Source organism: Gemmiger sp. (genome assembly GCF_057431175.1).
Genome location: NZ_DBMDDV010000015.1, coordinates 18,453 through 39,626 on the forward strand (window position 1 = coordinate 18,453; position 21,174 = coordinate 39,626).

Annotated in this window: 26 protein-coding genes; 23 read left to right on the plus strand and 3 right to left on the minus strand. The window is 57.4% G+C overall.

Annotation, left to right across the window (positions count from 1 at the left end; all coding sequences use genetic code 11):
• Nucleotides 1-36 precede the first annotated feature (36 nt).
• From ACZO0A_RS06970 to pta, 20 genes are all read left to right on the plus strand, one after another.
• On the plus strand, nucleotides 37-1,371 hold the full coding sequence (locus ACZO0A_RS06970) for a glucose-6-phosphate isomerase (protein WP_486846187.1): 1,335 nt from the start codon (nucleotides 37-39) through the stop codon (nucleotides 1,369-1,371).
• 48 nt (nucleotides 1,372-1,419) lie between these two features.
• Nucleotides 1,420-1,824: a hypothetical protein gene (locus ACZO0A_RS06975; RefSeq protein WP_291209169.1), complete on the plus strand. Its 405-nt coding sequence runs from the start codon at nucleotides 1,420-1,422 to the stop codon at nucleotides 1,822-1,824.
• A 160-nt stretch (nucleotides 1,825-1,984) separates the two neighbouring features.
• Complete coding sequence (locus tag ACZO0A_RS06980; RefSeq protein ID WP_486846188.1) at nucleotides 1,985-2,485, plus strand: YceD family protein; 501 nt, start codon at nucleotides 1,985-1,987, stop codon at nucleotides 2,483-2,485.
• A gap of 24 nt (nucleotides 2,486-2,509) precedes the next feature.
• Nucleotides 2,510-2,695, plus strand: coding sequence for a 50S ribosomal protein L32 (gene rpmF / locus ACZO0A_RS06985; RefSeq protein ID WP_007046791.1), 186 nt, complete (start codon nucleotides 2,510-2,512; stop codon nucleotides 2,693-2,695).
• Nucleotides 2,696-2,760: 65 nt separating this feature from the next.
• Nucleotides 2,761-4,092, plus strand: coding sequence for a DUF512 domain-containing protein (locus ACZO0A_RS06990; protein ID WP_302377018.1), 1,332 nt, complete (start codon nucleotides 2,761-2,763; stop codon nucleotides 4,090-4,092).
• 26 nt (nucleotides 4,093-4,118) lie between these two features.
• Nucleotides 4,119-5,462, plus strand: coding sequence for a ribosome biogenesis GTPase Der (der, locus tag ACZO0A_RS06995; RefSeq protein ID WP_215692109.1), 1,344 nt, complete (start codon nucleotides 4,119-4,121; stop codon nucleotides 5,460-5,462).
• A gap of 3 nt (nucleotides 5,463-5,465) precedes the next feature.
• A complete protein-coding gene (gene plsY, locus ACZO0A_RS07000) occupies nucleotides 5,466-6,143 on the plus strand; it encodes a glycerol-3-phosphate 1-O-acyltransferase PlsY (protein WP_302377020.1) in 678 nt (225 codons plus the stop codon).
• A 96-nt stretch (nucleotides 6,144-6,239) separates the two neighbouring features.
• Nucleotides 6,240-6,554, plus strand: a complete 315-nt coding sequence (locus tag ACZO0A_RS07005; RefSeq protein WP_302377022.1) for a hypothetical protein — start codon at nucleotides 6,240-6,242, stop codon at nucleotides 6,552-6,554.
• Between the two features lie 128 nt (nucleotides 6,555-6,682).
• Nucleotides 6,683-6,949: a hypothetical protein gene (locus ACZO0A_RS07010; RefSeq protein ID WP_486846189.1), complete on the plus strand. Its 267-nt coding sequence runs from the start codon at nucleotides 6,683-6,685 to the stop codon at nucleotides 6,947-6,949.
• 15 nt (nucleotides 6,950-6,964) lie between these two features.
• Entirely contained in the window at nucleotides 6,965-7,396 is a 432-nt protein-coding gene (locus ACZO0A_RS07015) for an ATP synthase subunit I (protein WP_291209186.1), read from the plus strand.
• On the plus strand, nucleotides 7,393-8,256 hold the full coding sequence (locus ACZO0A_RS07020) for a FoF1 ATP synthase subunit A (protein ID WP_215692104.1): 864 nt from the start codon (nucleotides 7,393-7,395) through the stop codon (nucleotides 8,254-8,256). The genes ACZO0A_RS07015 and ACZO0A_RS07020 overlap by 4 nt, the downstream gene beginning before the upstream one ends.
• Nucleotides 8,257-8,288: 32 nt before the next feature.
• On the plus strand, nucleotides 8,289-8,528 hold the full coding sequence (gene atpE / locus ACZO0A_RS07025) for an ATP synthase F0 subunit C (protein WP_215692103.1): 240 nt from the start codon (nucleotides 8,289-8,291) through the stop codon (nucleotides 8,526-8,528).
• Between the two features lie 30 nt (nucleotides 8,529-8,558).
• On the plus strand, nucleotides 8,559-9,065 hold the full coding sequence (atpF, locus tag ACZO0A_RS07030; RefSeq protein WP_294717788.1) for a F0F1 ATP synthase subunit B: 507 nt from the start codon (nucleotides 8,559-8,561) through the stop codon (nucleotides 9,063-9,065).
• Nucleotides 9,062-9,598: an ATP synthase F1 subunit delta gene (gene atpH, locus ACZO0A_RS07035; RefSeq protein WP_302377027.1), complete on the plus strand. Its 537-nt coding sequence runs from the start codon at nucleotides 9,062-9,064 to the stop codon at nucleotides 9,596-9,598. Before atpF ends, atpH begins: the two co-directional genes overlap by 4 nt.
• Before the next feature lie 42 nt (nucleotides 9,599-9,640).
• Nucleotides 9,641-11,161 (plus strand): F0F1 ATP synthase subunit alpha, encoded by a 1,521-nt coding sequence (gene atpA, locus ACZO0A_RS07040; protein WP_291209194.1) that lies wholly within the window; start codon nucleotides 9,641-9,643, stop codon nucleotides 11,159-11,161.
• A 21-nt stretch (nucleotides 11,162-11,182) separates the two neighbouring features.
• Nucleotides 11,183-12,037 carry an ATP synthase F1 subunit gamma gene (atpG, locus tag ACZO0A_RS07045; protein ID WP_302376773.1) on the plus strand — a complete coding sequence of 285 codons (855 nt, stop codon included), beginning with the start codon at nucleotides 11,183-11,185 and terminating at the stop codon, nucleotides 12,035-12,037.
• Nucleotides 12,038-12,067: 30 nt separating this feature from the next.
• Nucleotides 12,068-13,462, plus strand: a complete 1,395-nt coding sequence (gene atpD / locus ACZO0A_RS07050; RefSeq protein ID WP_215692098.1) for a F0F1 ATP synthase subunit beta — start codon at nucleotides 12,068-12,070, stop codon at nucleotides 13,460-13,462.
• Nucleotides 13,463-13,474: 12 nt separating this feature from the next.
• Nucleotides 13,475-13,888, plus strand: a complete 414-nt coding sequence (gene atpC, locus ACZO0A_RS07055; protein WP_215692097.1) for an ATP synthase F1 subunit epsilon — start codon at nucleotides 13,475-13,477, stop codon at nucleotides 13,886-13,888.
• A gap of 118 nt (nucleotides 13,889-14,006) precedes the next feature.
• A complete protein-coding gene (locus tag ACZO0A_RS07060) occupies nucleotides 14,007-14,267 on the plus strand; it encodes a DUF1294 domain-containing protein (RefSeq protein ID WP_291230929.1) in 261 nt (86 codons plus the stop codon).
• Between the two features lie 222 nt (nucleotides 14,268-14,489).
• Complete coding sequence (gene pta / locus ACZO0A_RS07065) at nucleotides 14,490-15,455, plus strand: phosphate acetyltransferase (protein WP_291230931.1); 966 nt, start codon at nucleotides 14,490-14,492, stop codon at nucleotides 15,453-15,455.
• A gap of 169 nt (nucleotides 15,456-15,624) precedes the next feature.
• Here the strand turns inward: pta and ACZO0A_RS07070 are convergent, their stop codons facing one another.
• The 3 genes from ACZO0A_RS07070 to ACZO0A_RS07080 all read right to left on the minus strand — a co-directional run bounded on the left by ACZO0A_RS07070 (nucleotide 15,625) and on the right by ACZO0A_RS07080 (nucleotide 18,231).
• Nucleotides 15,625-16,086 carry an S-ribosylhomocysteine lyase gene (locus tag ACZO0A_RS07070; protein ID WP_291230933.1) on the minus strand — a complete coding sequence of 154 codons (462 nt, stop codon included), beginning with the start codon at nucleotides 16,084-16,086 and terminating at the stop codon, nucleotides 15,625-15,627.
• Nucleotides 16,087-16,095: 9 nt separating this feature from the next.
• Nucleotides 16,096-17,841, minus strand: a complete 1,746-nt coding sequence (pyk, locus tag ACZO0A_RS07075; protein ID WP_215692093.1) for a pyruvate kinase — start codon at nucleotides 17,839-17,841, stop codon at nucleotides 16,096-16,098.
• Nucleotides 17,842-17,994: 153 nt separating this feature from the next.
• A complete protein-coding gene (locus tag ACZO0A_RS07080; RefSeq protein ID WP_291209205.1) occupies nucleotides 17,995-18,231 on the minus strand; it encodes a hypothetical protein in 237 nt (78 codons plus the stop codon).
• Between the two features lie 169 nt (nucleotides 18,232-18,400).
• Here ACZO0A_RS07080 and ACZO0A_RS07085 point away from each other — a divergent pair, with 169 nt between their 5' ends.
• Genes ACZO0A_RS07085 through ACZO0A_RS07095 form a run of 3 tightly spaced genes read left to right on the plus strand, consistent with a single transcriptional unit; the run spans nucleotide 18,401 to nucleotide 21,167 of the window.
• A complete protein-coding gene (locus ACZO0A_RS07085; RefSeq protein ID WP_302376771.1) occupies nucleotides 18,401-19,576 on the plus strand; it encodes a phosphopentomutase in 1,176 nt (391 codons plus the stop codon).
• On the plus strand, nucleotides 19,560-20,393 hold the full coding sequence (locus ACZO0A_RS07090) for a YdcF family protein (RefSeq protein ID WP_302376769.1): 834 nt from the start codon (nucleotides 19,560-19,562) through the stop codon (nucleotides 20,391-20,393). The genes ACZO0A_RS07085 and ACZO0A_RS07090 overlap by 17 nt, the downstream gene beginning before the upstream one ends.
• Before the next feature lie 12 nt (nucleotides 20,394-20,405).
• Nucleotides 20,406-21,167, plus strand: a complete 762-nt coding sequence (locus tag ACZO0A_RS07095) for an esterase family protein (protein WP_215692090.1) — start codon at nucleotides 20,406-20,408, stop codon at nucleotides 21,165-21,167.
• Nucleotides 21,168-21,174 lie beyond the last annotated feature (7 nt).

Consider the following 21,174-nt stretch of genomic DNA (forward strand, 5'->3'; position numbering starts at 1 on the left):
CATTGGGATATAAAAATAACAAAGGAGGAGTTAAAGATGGCTGTTAGTTTTAACGGTAAGCATCTTGCAAAATTCATCCGTCCTGAAGAATATGAGGCAATCTATCCGCAGGTCGAGTTAGCCCACAAGCAGCTGGAAACCAAGACTGGTGCCGGCAATGACTTTTTGGGTTGGCTGGACCTGCCTGTTACTTATGACAAGGAAGAATTTGCCCGCATCAAAGAAGCTGCGCAGAAGATTCGTTCCGATTCCGATGTGCTGCTGGTAGCCGGTATCGGCGGCTCCTACCTGGGTGCCCGCGCTGTGGTCGAGGCCGTCAAGGGCCTGTATCACAACGAGGTCGATGACGGCCTGAAAATCTACTTCTGCGGCAACACCATCAGCCCCACCGCGCTGAACGATATCATCAAGCTGACGAAGGGCAAGCATTTCTCCATCAACGTTATCTCCAAGTCCGGCACCACCACCGAGACGGCCCTTGCCTTCCGCGTGCTGCGCAAGCTGCTGGAAGATTCTGTCGGTGTCGAGGAAGCCAACAAGCGCATCTACGCCACCACCGACCGCGCTAAGGGCACGCTGAAACAGCTTGCCACCGAGCAGGGCTGGCCCACCTTCGTTGTTCCTGATGACGTCGGCGGCCGCTACTCTGTGCTGACTGCTGTTGGTCTGCTGCCCATCGCTTGCGCCGGCATCGACATCGACGAGCTGATGCAGGGCGCTGCCGAAGGCCGCGAGAAGTTTGGCAAGCTGAGTATGGACAACGATGCTTACCGCTATGCCATGACCCGCAACATCCTGTACCGCAAGGGCAAGAGCGTCGAGACGCTGGCCTGCTTTGAGCCTGACTTTACAATGATGAACGAGTGGTACAAGCAGCTGTTCGGCGAGAGCGAGGGCAAGGATCAGAAGGGCCTGATGCCCACTTCCTGCATCTTCTCCACTGACCTTCACTCCATGGGCCAGTTCCTGCAGGACGGCGCTCGCGTCATGTTTGAGACTTACGTCGATATCAAGAACACCCGCAACGACTTCTATATTGAAGAGCTGGAGGGCAACTTCGACGGCCTGAACTTCCTGGCAAACCAGAACATGAGCGTCGTCAACCGCAAGGCTATGGAGGGCACCATCCTCGCCCATACCGACGGCGGCGTTCCTCTGGGCCTGATTGAAGTTGACAGCCTGTCCGCTCATGATGTCGGCGAGTTGATTTATTTCTTCTGGAAAGCCTGCGCGATTTCCGGCTATCTGCTGAGCGTCAACCCGTTTGACCAGCCCGGCGTTGAGAGCTACAAGAAGAATATGTTCGCCCTTCTTGGTAAGCCCGGCTATGAGGATCGCAAGGCCGAACTGGAAGCTGCACTGAAAGATTAAAGGAACTACGCGCACCGCGCGCTGACGAATATAAGGAGGTAACCCCCTATGCTGAAACTGATTGTTGGAACCAAAGGCTCCGGTAAGACCAAGACCATGATCGATATGATCGACAAGGCCGTTAAGACCACCTCCGGCAACATTGTTGTCATTGAAAAGTGCATGAAGCTCACCACCGAGATCAACCACTCCGCCCGCCTTGTTGACGTGGACGAGTACGGCATCGTCGGCGCTGATATGCTGTATGGCTTTGTCGCCGGTATGCTGGCTGGCAACTACGACATCACCGAGCTGTTCCTGGACGGCATCCTGCGCATCACCGACCACGACATGGCCGCTGCTGCCAAGGTTCTGAACGCCATCGACAAGATCACCTCCAACATCGAGGTCGTCGTCACCGTTTCTGCTGACGCCGCCAATCTGCCGGAGGATCTGAAGAAGTTCGTCATCTGAACCTTTTAGGATCACAGAAATTGAGATTTCGGGGCGGGGAAGTGCTTCCCGCCCCGATTTTATGCGAAAAATCCAAAAAAATCTCAACTTTTTGTGTTTTACGTGTTGACAAGACCCTTCCGCTTGTGTATACTATTTAAGCAACCTTTTGAGGTGTACTATGCAATTTAATCTTCGCACTTTTCTGGAAAGCGGCCGCAAGCCCTACATGGCACATTTTGAGGCTAACTTTTCCCAGGCGGACTTTGGGGGATACAGCGTAAACGCCCCGGCAGTATGTGACTTTACGGCGACGCTCACCGAGGATGGCGCAGCGTTGCTGTTGTGTGTAAAGGCCCATGTAGATGCTGAGTGTGCCCGTTGCCTGGAACCCATCACCCGCGATTACGATTTCCAGCGCGAGTATTTCGTGCGGGATCGTGATTTGGAAGACCCGGATTTTGAACTGCCGTGCAACGATAATGGCTGTCTCGACCTCGAAGAACTTGCCTATCAGGAGTTGATTTTTGAGGTACCCGCGGTACTGCTGTGCAGTGCTGATTGTCAAGGTCTATGCCCCATCTGCGGACGAAAGAAGGCGGCAGGGTGTTCCTGCCAACCGGCAGACAATGCTGCCCCTGTGGATGCAAGGCTTAGCATATTAAAACAACTATTAAGTTGAATTTCACCAAGGAGGTGTCCGATTATGGCTATCGTACCCAAGAGAAAGCATTCTCAAGCCCGCCGCGATAAACGTCGCTCTAATGTCTGGAAACTGGAGGCGCCTACGCTGGTGAAGTGCCCGCAGTGTGGCGAACTGAAGGTTCCCCATAAGGTTTGCGGCAAGTGTGGCTACTACAAAGGCCAGGAAGTCATCAAGAAAGAGGCGTAAGTTTCTTGCGTGGGGAGGGCGATGCCTTCCCCATTTTTTGTTGTGATTACAAGGAGTGTGAAGCGATGGCCCTGTACGTGACGGCGGTGGACGAAAATTCCCCGGCTGAAAAATTCGGCATCACCGTAGGCTGCGCGCTGCTGGCCATCGACGGCCACCCTTTGAACGATGCGCTGGATTACCAGTTCTATACAACGCCGAAAAGTTTTTCTCTGGAGCTCTGTAAGGACGAACAGCACCGCACCGTGCAGGTGGAAAAAGGTGAGTATGAGCCGCTGGGCTGCAACTTCAAGACCTACCTGGGCGACGAAAAGCACAGCTGCGCCAACCATTGTATGTTCTGCTTCATCGACCAGCTGCCGCCCGGCATGCGCGAACCGCTCTATTTTAAAGATGACGACGAGCGCCTGAGCTTCCTTTTCGGCAACTATATCACGCTGACGAACCTGACCGAGCACGAGATCGACCGTATCATCCAAATGCACATCAGCCCGATTTTTGTCTCAGTCCACACGACAAACCCAGAACTGCGGGTGCGGATGCTGGCGAACAAGCGCGGGGGCGAGGTGCTGAAATACCTGCCCAAGCTGGCGGCGGGCGGAATCGAGCTGAACTGTCAGCTTGTGCTCTGCCGCGGCGTTAACGACGATGACGAACTGCGCCGCACCCTGACAGATCTGCTGGCCCTGCGCCCGCAGGTGGGCAGTATTGCCGCCGTGCCCGCCGGTGTGACGGACTACCGCGATAAGCTGTTCAAGCTGACGCCCTACGATAAGGAATCCGCCGCCGCTACACTGGATATCCTGGAGGAGTTCGCCCGGAAATGCCGCACTGAGTACGGCCGCAGCGTCGTCTACCCCAGCGATGAGTGGTATCTGACCGCGGAGCGCCCGCTGCCGCCCGCTGAGTTCTACGACGAGTTTGCCCAGCTGGAGGATGGCGTGGGCATGTGGCGGCTCTACCACGATACCTTCCTGGAAGAACTGGAAAATTACTCCGGCCTGGTCTTGCCCCACAGCATGGACGTTGTCACCGGCACGCTGGCCGGGCCGCTGATTCAGGATTGCGCAGACGCACTGATGCAGAGATACCCGCAGGTAAAGATTACCGTGCATGAGATCAAAAATGAGTATTTCGGCGGCAACGTCAGCGTGGCGGGGCTTATCACCGGTACGGATATCATCAAGCAGTGCGGCGGCAATCTGCACAGCGACCTGCTGGGCGTGCCCGAGGTCATGATCCGCGACGAAAAAGGCCAGTTTCTCGACGATATCACGCTGGAAGAACTGGGCAGGACGCTGGGCTGCCGGGTCATCAGTATCCCCACCGACGGCGGCGGGTGCTGTAAGGCCATGCTGACCAGCCACAAGCGCAAAACGATAAAATTCAAACGATAAGAGAGTAGAGAGGGAGGAGAGCAGATATGGCAAAACCGATCGTAGCCATCGTGGGCCGCCCCAATGTGGGCAAGTCCACCATCTTCAATAAACTGACCGGCCAGCGCCTCGCCATCGTCGAGGACACCCCCGGCGTCACCCGCGACCGCATTTTCTGCGATTGCGAGTGGTCCGGCCACAAATTCTTGCTGGTAGATACCGGCGGCATTGAGCCGCGCATCGACGACGGCCTGCTGGCCCATATGCGGGAGCAGGCCCAGCTGGCCATCGACTCCGCTGACTGCATCGTCATGGTCACGGAACTGTCCGCAGGCGTTACGCCCCAGGATCAGGACGTTGCCGGTATGTTGATGCGCAGCGGCAAGCCGGTGGTGCTGGCTGTCAACAAGTGCGACAAAGTCGGCGAACCGCCGATGGAACTGTACGACTTTTACAGCCTGGGCCTGGGTGAGCTGATTCCGGTTTCCGGCGTACACGGCCACGGCACCGGCGATTTGCTGGACGCCGTCTGCGCCCACCTCAACTTTGAGGAGGACGAGGAGGACACCGACGACCGCATCACAGTCGCCGTCATTGGCCGCCCCAACGTGGGCAAATCCAGCCTCATCAACCATATCCTGGGCGAAAACCGCCTGATTGTTGCCAACGAGGCTGGTACGACCCGCGACGCCATTGACACGATGGTCGAGAACAAGTACGGCAAGTTTGTTTTTACCGACACCGCCGGCCTGCGCAAGCGCGGCAAGGTAGAGAGCGGCGTCGAACGATACAGCGTGCTGCGCAGTCTGGCCGCCGTCGAGCGCAGCCGCGTCTGCGTCATTATGATTGACGCGACGGTCGGCTTCACCGAGCAGGACTCAAAGGTCGCGGGCTATGCCCACGAGCAGGGCAAAGCCTGCATCATTGCCGTCAACAAGTGGGACGCTGTCGAGAAGGACAGCTACACCATGGACGCCATGCGCAAAAAGCTGGAAGAGGATTTCAGCTTCATGTCCTATGCGCCCATCATCTTCATCAGCGCCAAGACCGGCCAGCGCATCGACAAGCTGTTTGAGACAATTCACTTTGTGGATGTCCAGAACGGTACCCGCGTGCCTACCGGTGCTTTGAACGAGATGCTGGCCCGCGCCACCGCCAAGGTCCAGCCGCCGTCCGACAAGGGCAAGCGCCTGAAGGTATTCTATATCACACAGATTTCCACCCGCCCGCCGACGTTTGTCTGCTTCGTCAACCAAAAGGCACTGTTCCATTTCTCGTACCAGCGCTACCTGGAAAACCAGATCCGTGAGACGTTCGGCCTGACTGGCACGCCCATCAAGATGATTACCCGTGAGCACGGCGACGGCGCGGTCAAAGCAGGGAAGGTGTAACCCATGATATTCAATATCTTTCTGGCCTGCGTGCTGACTGCAGCGGGCGGCTACCTGCTGGGCAGCATTCTGTTCGGCGTGCTGATTTCCAAGGTCATGTACAACGATGATGTGCGCAATCATGGCAGCGGCAACGCCGGCATGACCAATGTTCTGCGTACCTACGGCAAACTGCCCGCTGTGTTTACAACCATCGGCGATGTGGGCAAGAGCGTTGCGGCTGTCAACCTGGGCCGCTTCATCTTTGACGCACTGCTCTCCGGCACAGGTGCGGCCTGGCAGAACCCGCTGGATCCCGTCTGCGGCGCGTATCTGGCTGCCATCTTCTGCATGATCGGCCATAGCCGCCCGCTTTTCTTCGGCTTCAAAGGCGGCAAGGGCGTGTTGGTCGGCGCGGGTTCCGCCCTCGCCACCGAGCCGCTGGTCTGCGCGGTGCTGCTGGGCATCTTCCTGATTGAAGTTGCCGTCACCCGCATCGTCTCACTGGGCAGCATCATCATTGCTGCGCTGTATCCTGTGGGCACTCTTATCAACCTGATTGCCCGTGGGGCCAACCTGCCCACCATCGTGTTCAGCACGATTTGCTGCGTCATCATGGCCGCTATGGTCATCTGGCTGCACCGCTCGAACATCGAGCGCCTGAAAAACGGCACCGAGTACCGTTTTGGACAAAAGAAGTAACCTGTCCCAACGACACCGCATGATTTTGGTCATGCGGTGTTTTTTGTACATTGCGATTGATTGTGTTCATCCGCTATACTAAACAGGTGATGTGACATGACAAAAGATATAGACTTTGTGTGGCCGCTGCTCCAGCAGCACCAGGGCGAAACTTTCTACACCGCCAAGGGCCTGCCGTTTACCTACACTATCCGCGGCGGGGAACTGTTCGTGGACCGGCGCAGCAAATCCATTACAATTTCCACCGTGGCGAATGCACTGGAAAAAATTGTCGCGTTGGAAATGGACGGTATCCCCATCACTGGGCCGAAGAAAATCGGCTGCTATGGGGCAAGCTATCTCTATCCGGTACTGCTTGCGCTGGGGATTTTTACCATTCCCGACAGCAGTCAAAATGTGAACGTAATATGAAATCTATACAATTTACTTCTTTTCCGTGAAAAATAACTGTTGAAATATTGCACACACTGTTGTATACTGTGAGTATTGAGGCTGATGATGTGGGAGGAGGATCAATGAAAGATGTGGGAGGAGGATCAATGAAAGGCTTGTACGATGTCGCCCGCCATCTGGTCTGGCTGACCCAGTTCGGCCTTTCCATCGTCATTCCGCCTGTGCTCTGCATTATGGGTGCAGTATGGTTGCAGCGGCAGTTCGCCCTGGGCGGCTGGGTCGTGGCCGTGGGCGTTTTCGTCGGCGTGCTGGCGGCGCTAAGCTGCCTGCAAGGTTCACTGAAAGCCATGGATCGGCAGGGGAAAGCCCCGAAGCAAAAGGGTCCGCCGCCTGTAAACTTTAACCAACATTAGAAAGGAGCACCACCTTTGCGAAAGCATGAGGATATTTTCGGGCAGGTCAGCCGCCTGGCGGTGGCGGTAGCCCTCTGCATCGCAGCCATGCTGGCTGTCTATGCGCTGGCGGGCCGGTTTACCAATACCGTGCTGCTCGGTGCGCTGATTGGTTTTGTGCTGGCTATGGGCAACTTTATCTCGCTGTGCATTACCGTTTCCAACGCCCTTGACCGTACGGTCAAAGGGGACAACCCACAGAAAGCCCAGCTGCAGATTCAATCGTCCGGCGTAATCCGCCTGGTGGTGCTGGTCATCATCTACATTCTGTTGTTCCGCGCAAAGTTCTGTGACCCGCTGGCTACCATTCTACCGCTGCTTTTTGCGCAGGTAAGTCTGAAACTGATTGAGTTCTTCCGCAAGGATGAATCCGAACCTACAAAAAAGGACGGTGATACCACCCCATGAATGGTCCGAAAATCTACTTTACCATACCGCTGCTCGGCGGCATCGACATTACCCAGACGACCGTTTCTTCCTTTGTGGTCATGGTGCTGCTCTGCACGGCGGCCGTTGTGCTGGGCGGCAACCTTCAAAAGCGTCCCGGTCGGCGGCAGGTGCTTGTTGAAAAGGGCGTGACGATGCTCTATGACATGGTCGAAAGCACGATGGGCAAGCACAACAGCTATTGGACGCCCTACATCGGCGCGCTGTTCCTCAGCTCGATCTGCGGTTCTTTTATCGGCATGACCGGTATTTTCCGCTCATCTACCGCTGATTTGTCCACGACCTTTACCTGGGCACTGATGACCAGCTTTCTATGCTGGGGCTGTTCCATCAAGCGCAACGGCGTGGGCGGCTGGCTCAAGGGCTTTACCGAGCCCATCGTGGTCATGACGCCGATGAACCTTGTCTCTGAAATCGCACAGCCGATCTCTATGGCATTCCGTCACTTCGGCAACATTGCTGGCGGCAGCGTTCTGACCAGTCTGGTCTATTCGGCGCTGGCAACCGTCTCGGCTGCCGTGCTGGGCCTTGTGGGCCGCAGCCTTGTGGTGGGCATCGTGATCCTTGCCATTGGTGCGGCGCTGCTGTACAGCGGCGTCAAGGGCAAAAAAATGGCCCGTAAAATCTTTGGCACGGTCTTTGCCGTGACCGGCGCACTCTCCCTCTTGGGGCTGACAGGCGTACCTTATCTGGAGGTCGGTGTTCCCGGCATCCTGAGCCTGTATTTTGATATTTTCTCCGGCGGCGTACAAGCCCTTGTTTTCAGCCTGTTGACAATGGTGTATGTGGGCAATGCCTGCCCGCCCCCGGCAGAAGCATGACATTGTATTTATTATTTTAGGAGGATTCTTTTATGGAAGCTGCAATCGTAAAAGCTGCCTGCGCCATCGGCGCCGGTATCGCAATGGGCTTTGGTGCTATCGGCCCGGCTATCGGTGAAGGCAACGCCGTCGGCAAGGCGCTGGAGGGCATGGCCCGCCAGCCTGAAATGGCCAACGACCTGCGTACCAACATGATTCTGGGCTGCGCCATCACCGAGTCGACCGGCATTTACTCGCTGGTCATCGCGCTGCTGCTGCTCTTCGTGTTCTGATAAATCTTGCTGAAATTGGAGGAATAGCTCATGACGGGCTTTGAAAGTTTTGTAGGCGTCAACCCGTGGACTGCGCTGTTTACCTTCTGCAATATGCTCATCACCTTTGCAGTGCTGAGAAAGTTCCTTTTCAAGCCGGTAAAGAAGATGATCGACGACCGCCAGCAGGAGATTGATACGATGTACGCCGACGCCGATGCTGCCAAGCAGAAGGCCGCCGACCTTGAGAAAGAGTACGCGGATCATCTGCAGCGCATTAAGGATGAGCGCGACACGATGCTGCGTGAGGCGACCGCCCGCGCCCAGAAGCGCGAGGAAGAGATCGTCAGCGAAGCCAAGGCCGAGGCTGCGTCCATCCGCGCTGCGGCAGAGGCAGACATTGCCCAGGAACGCAAGAAGGCTGTCAATGACCTGAAAAACGAGATCGGCGGCATGGCTGTCGAGATTGCCGGTAAGGTCGTCGAGCGCGAGATCAAGGAGTCTGACCATCAGGCTTTGATCGATGAATTTATCCGGAATGTGGGGGATGCCTCATGACCGAGCTTGCGAAACGCTACGGCGGAAGCCTGTATGACCTGGCAGCCGAGGAAAAACTGACCGAGGAGCTTTTGCAGGAATTGCAGACTGCGGTGGACAGCATCGAGGCCGAGCCGCAGTACAAGCGCCTGCTGGCAACGCCCAGCGTACCGAAAAAAGAGCGCTGCGCCCTGCTGGACAAGGCGTTCGAGGGGGCGCATCCGTACCTTGTCAACTTTCTCAAACTTTTGTGCGAGGAAAATTTGATTGGGGAACTGCCCGGCGTGTTGCGTGCCTACCGGGACCGTTACAATGAGGATAACGGCATTCTGGAAGTTACGGCGGTATCGGCTGTGGCATTGGCCGCTCCCGCCCGCGAAAAACTGCTGGCAAAATTGCAGAAGATGACAGGCAAAAACATCGTCCTGACCGAGACCGTAGACCCCAGCGTGCTGGGCGGCCTGCGGCTGGATATGGGCGGCAAGCGCCTGGACGGCACGGTGCAGCGCCATTTGGAGCGCCTGCGCGAGGAAATCGACGGTGCCGTGCTTTAACACATTACACCTATTTTATAGAATTGTGTGGTGAACCAAACAGTGCAACTAAAACCCGAACAAATCTCCCGCATCATCCGTTCCCAGATCAAGTACTACGAAAATGCCATTGAGCAGACCGAGACCGGAACGGTAACGATGGTGGGCGACGGTATTGCGCGCGCTGCAGGGCTTGACAACTGTATGGCCGGTGAGCTGGTCCAGTTTGAGAGCGGTACCTACGGCATGGCGCAAAACCTGGAAGAAAACAGTGTCTCCATCGTCCTGCTTGGTGACGATGAAGGCATCAAAGAGGGCAGTACCATCAAGCGCACCGGTAAAGTCGTTTCCGTGCCGGTAGGCGAGGGGATGATTGGCCGTGTCGTCAACGCGCTGGGCCAGCCCATCGACGGTAAAGGCCCCATCGAAGCTGCCGACTATCGTGCCATTGAGTCGCCTGCGCCCGGAATCCTTGACCGCCAGCCGGTCAAGCAGCCGCTGCAGACCGGCATCAAGGCCATCGACTCGATGATCCCCATTGGCCGCGGCCAGCGTGAGCTGATCATCGGCGACCGCCAGACCGGCAAGACCGTCATTGCGACCGATACCATCATCAACCAGAAGGGCAAGGATGTTCTGTGCATCTACGTCGCCATCGGTCAGAAGCGTTCTACCGTGGCAACGCTGGTGGAGAACCTGGAGAAAAACGGTGCTATGGCGTACACAACGGTCGTCTGCGCCACCGCGTCCGAGCTGTCGCCCTTGCAGTATATCGCCCCTTACGCAGGCTGCGCCATGGGCGAGTACTTCATGAACAAGGGCAGACACGTCCTGATTATCTATGACGATTTGTCCAAGCATGCTGTCGCGTACCGTGCGCTGTCGCTGCTGATTCGCCGTCCCCCGGGACGCGAGGCATACCCTGGCGACGTTTTCTATCTGCACAGCCGTCTGCTGGAACGCGCCGCCAAGCTGAGCGACGCCAAGGGCGGCGGCTCGCTGACCGCACTGCCCATCATCGAGACACAGGCTGGCGACGTTTCGGCCTATATCCCGACGAACGTTATTTCCATTACCGACGGTCAGATTTTCCTGGAGACCGAGCTGTTCCATGCAGGTATCCGCCCGGCTGTCAACCCCGGTATCTCGGTTTCCCGTGTCGGAGGCAACGCCCAGATCAAGGCCATGAAAAAGGTTGCCGGTACACTGAAACTGATTTACTCCCAGTACCGCGAGCTGCAGGGCTTCGCCCAGTTCGGCTCTGACCTGGACGCCGACACTAAAGCGCGTCTGGCGCAGGGCGAGCGCATCGTCGAAGTGCTGAAGCAGGATCGCAACAGTCCTGTCGCCGTCGAGAAGCAGGTTGCTATTCTCTATGCGACGATTCACGGCTATCTGAAAGAGGTCGCCGTGTCCGATATTGCCGAGTATGAGCAGCGTCTCTATGACTACCTGGACGAAAATGTCACCGCTGCTGGCGTGATGGAGACCATCCGCACCACCGGCGATTTGAAACCGGAGACCGAGGAACAGCTCAAGCAGGTACTGGCCGACTTTACTGCACAGTTCCTCAAAGAAAAATAAACTGCAAAGGAGGTGCCGCCGATGGCCGGTTCCATGAAAGAAATCAAGCTGCGTATCCGAAGCGTCGAAAGCACCATGCAGATCACCAAGGCTATGGAGCTCGTGGCGTCCAGCAAACTGCGCCGCGCCAAAGAGCGTGTCGAGGGTAGCCGCCCCTATTTTGAGACGCTATACGAGACGCTGTTTGACATCGTGGGGACAGATTCCGCGTTTGACAGTCCTTACCTTGCCAAGCGGGAGACGAACCGCCGCCTGTATATCGTCATTGCAGGCGACCGCGGGCTGGCGGGCGGCTACAACGCCAACATCTTAAAGGCAATCGAAGCCGACGCTGCGAGCAGCGACTACTGCGTGCTTCCCATCGGCAAAAAGGCCGTTGAGCATTTCGAGCGCCGCAAGGCCAATGTGCTGACTACTGCCTTTGCCGAAGCGGGCGATTTGTCCGTGAGTGATTGCTTTGAGATTTCCCGCCTTGTCTGCCAGAAATTTCTGGCAGGGGAGTTTGACGAGATACGCCTTGGTTTTACGCAATTTGTCTCGATGCTGACCCAGACGGCCACCGTGCTGCCGGTGCTGCCTTTCGACGCCAAGCGCCCCGAGCCGGGCCACGAGCGCGAGAGCCTGATGCTGTACGAGCCGGACGGCAAAGCTGTCTTTGACTCCATCATCCCCGAGTATCTTGCAGGTGTCGTCTACGGTGCTTTGTGCGAGAGCGTTGCCAGTGAACAAGGCGCGCGCCGTATGGCCATGGACGCCGCCACTAAGAACGCAGGTGAGATGATCGACCACCTGAACCTGTATTACAACCGCGCCCGCCAGGCCGCCATCACCCAGGAAATTACCGAGATTGTGGCTGGCGCGGACGCCGAGTCTTAAACGAAAAAGCCCACTAAAGGAGTGTGTGCTATGCCAGAAAAACACATCGGAAAGGTCGTACAGGTCATGGGACCCGTACTGGACATCCGATTCAAGGACGGTGAACTGCCTGCCCTGCTCAACGCCATTGAGGTGGAAAACAACGACAAAAAGCTGATCGTCGAGGTCGCCCAGCATGTCGGCGACAACGTGGTCCGCTGCATTGCCATGGCCGCCACCGACGGCCTTGTGCGCGGCGCGGATGCTGTGGACACCGGTGAGCCTATCAAGGTGCCCGTCGGTGACGAATGCCTCGGCCGCGTGTTCAACCTACTGGGTGAGCCGGTCGACGAGCAGCCCGCCCCCGAAAATACCGAGCGCTGGCCCATCCACCGCCAGGCCCCCGCTTTTGACGAGCAGGAATCCGCAACGGAAATTCTGGAGACCGGCATCAAGGTCGTTGACTTGATATGCCCCTATGCCAAGGGCGGCAAAATCGGTCTGTTCGGCGGTGCCGGTGTCGGCAAAACCGTTCTGATCCAGGAATTGATCTACAACATCGCGACGGCCCACAACGGCTACTCTGTCTTTACCGGCGTCGGCGAGCGCACCCGCGAGGGCAACGACCTGTACGGTGAAATGCGCGAGAGCGGCGTTCTGAACAAGACCGCGCTGGTCTATGGCCAGATGAATGAGCCGCCGGGAGCACGTATGCGCGTCGCCCTGTCCGGCCTGACGATGGCGGAGTATTTCCGCGATGTCAAGCATCAGGATGTGCTGCTCTTCATTGACAACATCTTCCGTTTCACGCAGGCCGGTTCCGAGGTCTCGGCGCTGCTGGGCCGTATGCCCTCTGCCGTCGGCTACCAGCCAACACTGGCCACCGAAATGGGTGCCTTGCAGGAGCGTATCACATCCACCCGCAAGGGGTCCATCACGTCTGTGCAGGCCGTCTACGTGCCCGCTGACGACCTGACAGACCCTGCGCCCGCCACTACCTTTACCCACCTGGATGCCACCACGGTTTTGAGCCGTGATATCGCCTCCCAGGGCATTTATCCGGCTGTTGACCCACTGGATTCTACCTCTCGTATCCTTTCGCCCGAGGTAGTCGGCCAGGAGCATTACGAGGTCGCCCGCGCCGTGCAGCAGGTCTTGCAGCGCTACAAGGAATTGCAGGACATCATCGCCATCATGGGCATGGATGAACTGTCCGAGGAGGACAAGGTCACGGTCGCCCGCGCCCGCAAGGTGCAGCGCTTCCTGTCCCAGTCCTTCCATGTAGCGGAGCAGTTCACCGGTATGCCCGGCCAGTATGTGCCGCTGAAGGAAACCATCCGCGGCTTCAAGATGATTCTGAACGGCGAGTGCGACAGCATCCCCGAGAGTTGTTTCCTGTTTGCAGGCACCATCGATGATGTGCTGGCTAAGGCCAAGCAACAGTAAGGTGGTGGGCGTATGGCAACTTTCCCGCTCAAAATCTTAACGCCGGACGGTGTCGCCTATGACGGCCCGGCCGTGTCGGTATCCTGCCGGACCATCAACGGTCAGGTGCAGCTGCTGGCAAAGCATATTGACTTCTGCACGGCCCTGGGTATGGGCGAGGCCCACATCAAGCTCGAGGACGGCACCACCCGCCGCGCCGCCTGCATGGGCGGTATGCTCAGTATGCTGAAAGGCGAGTGCCGTCTGCTGGCGACCACCTTTGAATGGGCGGACGCCATCGACGCCGAGCGCGCCGCCCGCAGTAAGACCCGCGCCGAAGAAATGCTGGCCCAGAAGAACCTGGACAAGCGCGACATGGAGCTGGCCGAAGCCCGCTTGAAGCGTGCCCTGGTGCGCAGCAGTGTGGCCGCACGCAAGGATATTTGAATCATTTCTGCCTCCGCTGACAAAGCGGAGGTATTTTGTCTTTTACGGCGGTGGGTGGCGTCTTCGAGACGCCCCGCCAGCACTTGCCTTTTGCCCCCACACACAGTATAATAGACGCATGAATACTACATTTATTTACATCATAATCATGAACATCATCGGTTTCTGCCTGATGGGGCTGGACAAGCACCGCGCCCGCACGCGGCAGTGGCGCATCCCAGAAAAAGTCCTGTTCGGCGCGGCACTGCTGGGCGGCAGCGCCGGGGCCTGGGCAGGGATGTACGCCTTCCGCCACAAGACGCGCCGCTGGTATTTTGTCGTGGGCATGCCGCTGATTTTGGCTGTGCAGACCGGGCTTCTGTGGTACTTTTTGCGCTGAACACACAGCTAAGCGGGTGAATTTGACAAATAATCTACAATCTCAGCTTGACATTTTATTAACTTTGTGAAATATTTTGCCTCGAACGCCTTTTCCGCACATATGTTGCGCAAATTCGGCGCATTTCGCACATTTTTATTGCAAAGCGCAAAATGGGTGCTATAATAACCATGTAAATGCTGCGCAGCCCTTGGCTGCATAAATACTGGAGGTTATCAGAGTATGTCCATTTTCGAGAATTTTGAGAAGAAACTGCAGGCTGAGCCGAAGTCCATCGTCTTTACCGAGGGCACCGACGCCCGTATCCTGTCTGCTGCAAGCCGCCTGCTGGCCGGCAAGACCCTGAAGGTCATCCTGCTGGGCGAGGTCGAAGCCGTCAAAAAGGCCGCTGCTGATGGCAGCTTTGATATCACCGGTGCCGAGATCATCGACCCCACCAACTACGCGGGCTTTGACGAGATGGTCGCCAAGATGGTCGAGCTGCGCAAGGGCAAGATGACCGACGAGCAGTGCCGCGCTGCTCTGTCCAAGGGCAACTACTTCGGCACCATGCTGGTCAAGATGGGCAAAGCTGACTGCCTGCTGGGCGGTGCCACCTATTCTACCGCCGATACCGTCCGCCCCGCGCTGCAGCTCATCAAGTGCAAGCCTGGCATCAAGTCCGTCAGCTCCTGCTTCATCCTGATGCGCGGTGACGAGAGCATCGCCATGGGCGACTGCGCCATCAACATTGATCCTTCCGAGGATGAGATTGTTGAGTCCACCGTCGAGACTGCCCACACCGCCGAGGTCTTTGGCATCGATCCCCGCGTTGCACTGCTGTCCTACTCCACCAAGGGTTCCGGCAAGGGCGAGACCGTTGACAAGATGCGCAACGCAACCCTGCGTGTGCAGGAGGCTCACCCCGAACTGAAGGTTGACGGCGAGCTGCAGTTTGACGCTGCTGTCGCCCCCGAAGTCGGTCAGCTGAAGGCTCCCGGCTCCAAGGTTGCCGGTTACGCCAACACCTTTATCTTCCCCAACATCAACGCCGGCAACATCGGCTACAAGATTGCCCAGCGTCTGGGCGGCTTTGAGGCCTACGGCCCCATCCTGCAGGGCCTGAACGCCCCCATCAATGATCTGTCTCGCGGCTGCAACGCCGAGGAGGTCTACAAGATGGCCCTGATCACCGCCGCACTGATCTGAGTTAAAAATTCTACATAAAATCACCGCCGCCCATTGTGCAATACAGTGGGTGGCGGTTTTTAGGTTGTAAGGGTCGATGCTTGTATCGTCCCGCGGGCGGATGTAAACAGCCGCCCCTACAAAAAGCTGCCCGCTGCGATTTTCAGCAGCGGGCAGTTTTATTTATTCATCAATAATGCAGCTTATCCGCATCCAGATTTTCTAGCACTGGCAGCATGGCGGAGGCTTCGGCGCGGGCAGCGATGGGGTCCATCATCAGGTAGTTGCCGCATTCCACGGCGGATGCACCCGGGATATCACCCTCAAACGCTGCCATCCAGGCAAAAGCACTGCGGGTCAGGTCCAGCGCCTCGGCAGGCGTCAGGCCGATGGTCAGCAGATAAAAGCCGGTCAGGCAGCCCATGGGACCGACATAGACGATGCCCTTGCTGTACTTGCTGTTGCGGGCATAGGTCGCAAACAGGTGTTCCAGCGTGTGGGCTGCGGCGGGGGAAAGGTAACTGCCCTTGTTGGGCTGCTTCATGCGGATGTCCCAGGTCAGGATCTCGCCGTTCTCGCCATCCTGGCGGGAAAGATACATCCCGGGCAGCAGCTTGGTGTGGTCAACGCAGAAACTCGCGATACGTTCCATCGTTGCGCCTCACTTCGCCATAGCCTGGACAACACCGCGAGCGCAGTCCATCGAGATGACCATGCCGTCCTTCAGGGTGCGGGTGGCGTTGGTAGCACCGACGATGACTGCCTTGCCCAGCGTCAGGCCGACAATCGCGGAGTGGCTGTTGGTGCCAGCCTCCTCGGTGATGATACCGGTAGCCTCGCGCATGAAGGGCAGGGTGTCGTTGGTGGTGAAGGGCACGACCAGAATCTGACCGGGCTTGAACTTCTTGGCAGCCTCGGCGGCGCTGCGGCAGACGCAGACTTCGCCTTTTGCGTTGTACTGACCAATGCCAACACCAGCCAGCAGGGAATCACCGACCATGTGGACCTTGATCATGTTGGTGGTGCCGGACACACCGACCGGAACACCAGCGGTCACGACGACCAGGTCGCCGTCCTGTACCAGGCCAGCCTCCTGCGCCTTGGCAACGGACATGCTGATGAGCTCATCGGTAGAGGTGGCATACTCCATCATCAGCGGGGTCACACCGCGGTAGACATTCAGCTGGCGGCGGGTCGTCTCGTCCAGCACGCAGGCAATGATTTGGGTGTCGGGGCGGAAGCGACTCAGCAGGCGGGCGGTCTCGCCGCTCTTGGAGGCCGTGATGATAGCGGACGCACCGATATCGGCAGCAGTGGTGCAGGCGGCGTGGCCCACAGCAGCGCTGACATTCAGGCGGGTGGAATCCGAGCCGGAGTGATGAACCAGGCTGTCAAAGTTGGAGTCGGCCTCGGTGGTCTCGGCAATCGTAGCCATGGCCTTTAAGGCTTCGACCGGGTACTTGCCCGCAGCGGTCTCGCCGGAGAGCATGACCGCGCCGGTGCCGTCGTAAATGGCATTGGCAACGTCGGTGATCTCGGCACGGGTCGGGCGGGGGTTGACGATCATGGAATCCAGCATCTGGGTAGCGGTGATGCAGATTTTACCGGCGCTCATGGCGCGGTCGATCAAGTGCTTCTGAATGGCAGGAATCTCAGCAAAGTCGATCTCCACGCCCATATCGCCGCGGGCGACCATGATGCCGTCAGCCACAGTCAGAATCTCGTCAATGTTGTCAATGCCTTCCTGGTTCTCGATCTTGGCAATGATGCGGATTTTGGAGTTGTGCTCGTCCAGAATGTGGCGAATCTCCATAATGTCCTGGGCGTTGCGGGCGAAGCTGGCGGAAATCAGGTCAAAGCCCTGCTCGATGCCAAACAGGATATCGCTGGTATCGCGCTGGCTCATATACGGCATAGTCAGGTGTACGCCAGGGACATTGACACCCTTCTTGGTCTTGATGGTACCGTCATTACAGACAGTGCAGTTGATATCGGTGTCGCCGACTTCATCGATGCGCAGTTCGATCAGGCCGTCATCCAGCATGATGCGGCCGCCGGCCTTGACATCGCGGGGCAGATCCTTGTAGGTAACGGAGCAGATTTCATTCGTGCCCTCCACATTGCGGGATGTCAGGGTGAATTTCTGGCCGGTGACGAGCTTCTCGACGCCGTTCTTGAACTCACCCAGGCGAATCTCGGGGCCCTTGGTGTCCAGCATACAGGCGATGGGCAGGTCCAGTTCCTTGGACAGGGCACGCACCTTGTCAAAACGACCCTTGTGTTCCTCGTAGTCACCGTGAGAAAAGTTGAAGCGGGCAACGTTCATGCCGTTTTCCATCAGCTGGCGCAGAATGCCCGGCTTATCGGTGGACGGACCCATAGTACATACGATTTTGGTTTTACGCATAGAAATGCCTCCGTTCGTTTTTCTACCTATTTATATACTCTTAGCAAACCTCAGCGGTATTATACTACAAGTTTGCAGGGGTAAACAAGTGGGAAAAAGCTCTCCTGCACGGTTTTGCCGCGCATTTTTTGCTTTTTTTCGGTGCGTTATTTTTTAGACAAATTCAGCCTCGTCCGTACAAATTCTGCGGCAGCTTTGGCGTTGCCTGGTGGGTAAGAGGTAGGCAGGCTGACCGATGGCCGTCAGGGCGTTGCGCTCCTTGACGACGGCTTTCAGCGCGGCATAGTCAGCGGCGTGTTCGGCTTGCTCGGTCAGCTCACGCAGTTTTTGCTGGGCGGCCGCATAATCCGGCCGTGTGTAGGGGAGTGTGCTGAATTTTTGTACCTGCATGGCAGTTCCTTTTTATAAGGAATATAAAAATCCTACTCTTACCTATTTTACAGTATAGCCCAAGTCACGCCGATTTGCAACCTCGGATTTCATGTTTACTTTTTGTCCGTTTTACGGTATAATAAGCCTAAGAATATCACAGACCCATTTTTATATTAGGAGAATCATCATGGCAAAACGTGTATTTCTGATCGTACTGGACAGCTTCGGTGTTGGCGCAGAGCCGGATGCACCGCTTTTCGGCGACCCCGGCACCAATACGCTGGGGGCCATTGCAGGCCACCCCAACTTCAAGGGTGATAACCTTGCCAAGCTCGGTATGTTCAACCTGGACGGTGTCACCTGCGGCACGCCGGTGTCTGCGCCCATCGGCAGCTATGCCCGCCTGCGCGAGGCCAGTGCCGGCAAGGACACCACCATCGGCCATTGGGAGATTGCGGGCCTGCTCAGCGCAGAGCCACTGCCCACCTTCCCGAACGGCTTCCCGCAGGAGCTGCTGGACGAGTTCACCGCCAAGACCGGCTACAAGGTTCTGTGCAACAAGCCCTACTCCGGCACCGAGGTCATCCGCGACTACGGCGAGGAGCACATGAAAACCGGTGCCCTCATCGTCTACACCTCCGCCGACAGTGTGTTCCAGATTGCCGCCAACGAGGCCCTTGTGCCCATCGAAAAGCTCTACGAGATCTGCACCCAGGCGCGTGAGCTGTTGACCGGCAAGTACGGTGTTGGCCGTGTGATTGCCCGGCCCTTCGTTGGCGACTGTGCCGCCAACTTTACCCGCACGCCCCGCCGCCACGATTACAGCCTGGTGCCGCCGCATGACACGATGCTGGACGCCATCCAGGCCGCAGGCAAGGCAACTATCGGCGTGGGCAAAATTCATGATATCTTTGCGGGCAAGGGCATCGGCGAGACCATCCGCACCAGCGGCAACACCGAAGGCTTGCAGGTCACGCTGGATCTGGCTGACCGCGATTTTGAGGGTCTGGCTTTTGTCAACCTCGTTGACTTTGATATGCTCTACGGCCACCGCCGTGATATCGCCGGTTATGCCGCCGCTGCCGCCGAGTTCAACGACTGGCTGCCCGGCTTTATGGCCAAGATGTGCCCGGGCGATATCCTGATGGTCACGGCTGACCACGGCTGCGACCCCAGCTACACCAAGACCACCGACCACACCCGCGAGTATGTGCCGTTCCTGATTTACGGCGACGAGGTCAAGCCCGGCGTCAACCTGCACACCCGGTACAGCTTTGCCACGATCGCCGACACCGTCTGCAAGGCACTGAACGTTGACTACTGCCCGGCAGGCTGCGGCGTCTACGATGAGATCAAAAAGTAACGTGGGGCTGTTTCTGCTGTATCTGCTGGCGGCGGCGCTCGTTGTTTACTCGGTCTCGCTGGTGATTTTGTCCAACTTCAACATGGGCAATCTCATGGTCTGGCTGCTGACCGCCTGCGTTGTCGGATATGCGGTGTTCCGCCGTCCGCTCCACGCGTGGTTCAGCCACGGCACAGGCCGGGTCGTATTCTGGGTACTGGCGGCACTGGCTGCCATCTACTTGGCCGTCATTGCGTTTGTGTCTGTCAGCGGCTACACGAACCCGCCTACCGGGAATGAGCAGGTCGTCCTTGTGCTGGGCGCGGGCCTGCACAAGGACAAGCCCAGTAAGCTGCTGCAATACCGCCTGAATAAAGCCTATGAGTTCGCTGCCGCCCACCCGGACACACTGGTCATCACCAGCGGCGGGCAGGGGCGCGACGAGTGGTGCCCCGAGGGTGACGCCATGCGGGACTACCTTATTGCCAAGGGACTGGAGCCTGCGCGGGTCATATCAGAGGGGCGTTCGACCTCCACGGAAGAAAACTTTGCCTTCTCGCTCGCCATTCTGCGCCAGCACGGCTATGACGAGACAACGCCCATCGTCTATGTTTCCAATGCGTTCCACTGCTACCGCGCCGGAAAATATGCTGCCATGGCGGGCTTTACCAATGCCACCGAGCTGGCTGCCGGCACGCCGCTGCGCAGCGTATTACCGTGCTACCTGCGGGAGGCGCTGGCACTTTTGTATTACTGGGTATTCAAGACTTCCGTCACCGGGCCGATGCATGCTATGGTCGGTTTGCTGGATATGAATAAGAAATTTTTCTATAAATAGGAGGGAACTGCCATGCAGATCCGCTATTATAAAGAGTACAGCCGCTTCCTGAACCGCTTTATGGAGTTCAAGGTCTACGGCCACGCCGGACGCCCCATCGTGATTTTTCCGTGCCAGAGCGGCCGGTTCTTCGATTGGGAGGATCGCAATATGTGCAACGCCGCCGCGCCGTGGATCGACAACGGTAAGCTGCAGATCTTCGCGGTGGACAGTATCGACCCTGAAAGCTGGGATAACCACGGCCCAGAGCGCCCGCGTATCGAAATGCAGGAGCGCTGGTATAACTATATCTGCGAGGAATTTATCCCCCGACTGCTGGAGATCAACCGTGAGCAGGGAGAGGATCACACCGGTCGCATCCTGACTGGCGGTGCCAGCATGGGCGGCGGCCACGCGGTCAACTTCTACCTGCGTCGCCCCGATATCTTCAACGGTACGATTGCCCTGAGCGGCCTGTATTCCTCCGGAATGTTCTTTGGCAATTACATGGACGATCTGGTCTACCGTAATTCTCCCTGCGATTATATGCGCAACTTTCCCACGACTCATCCGTACATGAAACTGTTTGAAAAGGCCGACAAGTTCATTATGTGCTGCGGCCAGGGCGCGTGGGAGGCTGACCTGCTGGCCTCCACCAGGGAGTTGCAGGCTATCCTCGAGAGCAAGGGCATCCACCCCATCGTTGATATCTGGGGCCAGGATGTCTCCCACGACTGGTACTGGTGGGAGAAGCAGTGGGTCTACTTCCTGCAGATGACGCTGGGCGACGCCTGATACAAAA

Bases quoted from the DNA above. Each gene is read 5' to 3' on its own strand.
- ACZO0A_RS06970 (WP_486846187.1), top strand. From the start codon at position 37: ATGGCTGTTAGTTTTAACGGTAAGCATCTTGCAAAATTCATCCGTCCT.
- ACZO0A_RS06975 (WP_291209169.1), top strand. From the start codon at position 1,420: ATGCTGAAACTGATTGTTGGAACCAAAGGCTCCGGTAAGACCAAGACC.
- ACZO0A_RS06980 (WP_486846188.1), top strand. From the start codon at position 1,985: ATGCAATTTAATCTTCGCACTTTTCTGGAAAGCGGCCGCAAGCCCTAC.
- rpmF (WP_007046791.1), top strand. From the start codon at position 2,510: ATGGCTATCGTACCCAAGAGAAAGCATTCTCAAGCCCGCCGCGATAAA.
- ACZO0A_RS06990 (WP_302377018.1), top strand. From the start codon at position 2,761: ATGGCCCTGTACGTGACGGCGGTGGACGAAAATTCCCCGGCTGAAAAA.
- der (WP_215692109.1), top strand. From the start codon at position 4,119: ATGGCAAAACCGATCGTAGCCATCGTGGGCCGCCCCAATGTGGGCAAG.
- plsY (WP_302377020.1), top strand. From the start codon at position 5,466: ATGATATTCAATATCTTTCTGGCCTGCGTGCTGACTGCAGCGGGCGGC.
- ACZO0A_RS07005 (WP_302377022.1), top strand. From the start codon at position 6,240: ATGACAAAAGATATAGACTTTGTGTGGCCGCTGCTCCAGCAGCACCAG.
- ACZO0A_RS07010 (WP_486846189.1), top strand. From the start codon at position 6,683: ATGAAAGGCTTGTACGATGTCGCCCGCCATCTGGTCTGGCTGACCCAG.
- ACZO0A_RS07020 (WP_215692104.1), top strand. From the start codon at position 7,393: ATGAATGGTCCGAAAATCTACTTTACCATACCGCTGCTCGGCGGCATC.
- atpE (WP_215692103.1), top strand. From the start codon at position 8,289: ATGGAAGCTGCAATCGTAAAAGCTGCCTGCGCCATCGGCGCCGGTATC.
- atpF (WP_294717788.1), top strand. From the start codon at position 8,559: ATGACGGGCTTTGAAAGTTTTGTAGGCGTCAACCCGTGGACTGCGCTG.
- atpH (WP_302377027.1), top strand. From the start codon at position 9,062: ATGACCGAGCTTGCGAAACGCTACGGCGGAAGCCTGTATGACCTGGCA.
- atpG (WP_302376773.1), top strand. From the start codon at position 11,183: ATGGCCGGTTCCATGAAAGAAATCAAGCTGCGTATCCGAAGCGTCGAA.
- atpD (WP_215692098.1), top strand. From the start codon at position 12,068: ATGCCAGAAAAACACATCGGAAAGGTCGTACAGGTCATGGGACCCGTA.
- atpC (WP_215692097.1), top strand. From the start codon at position 13,475: ATGGCAACTTTCCCGCTCAAAATCTTAACGCCGGACGGTGTCGCCTAT.
- ACZO0A_RS07060 (WP_291230929.1), top strand. From the start codon at position 14,007: ATGAATACTACATTTATTTACATCATAATCATGAACATCATCGGTTTC.
- pta (WP_291230931.1), top strand. From the start codon at position 14,490: ATGTCCATTTTCGAGAATTTTGAGAAGAAACTGCAGGCTGAGCCGAAG.
- ACZO0A_RS07070 (WP_291230933.1), bottom strand. From the start codon at position 16,086: ATGGAACGTATCGCGAGTTTCTGCGTTGACCACACCAAGCTGCTGCCC.
- pyk (WP_215692093.1), bottom strand. From the start codon at position 17,841: ATGCGTAAAACCAAAATCGTATGTACTATGGGTCCGTCCACCGATAAG.
- ACZO0A_RS07080 (WP_291209205.1), bottom strand. From the start codon at position 18,231: ATGCAGGTACAAAAATTCAGCACACTCCCCTACACACGGCCGGATTAT.
- ACZO0A_RS07085 (WP_302376771.1), top strand. From the start codon at position 18,401: ATGGCAAAACGTGTATTTCTGATCGTACTGGACAGCTTCGGTGTTGGC.
- ACZO0A_RS07090 (WP_302376769.1), top strand. From the start codon at position 19,560: ATGAGATCAAAAAGTAACGTGGGGCTGTTTCTGCTGTATCTGCTGGCG.
- ACZO0A_RS07095 (WP_215692090.1), top strand. From the start codon at position 20,406: ATGCAGATCCGCTATTATAAAGAGTACAGCCGCTTCCTGAACCGCTTT.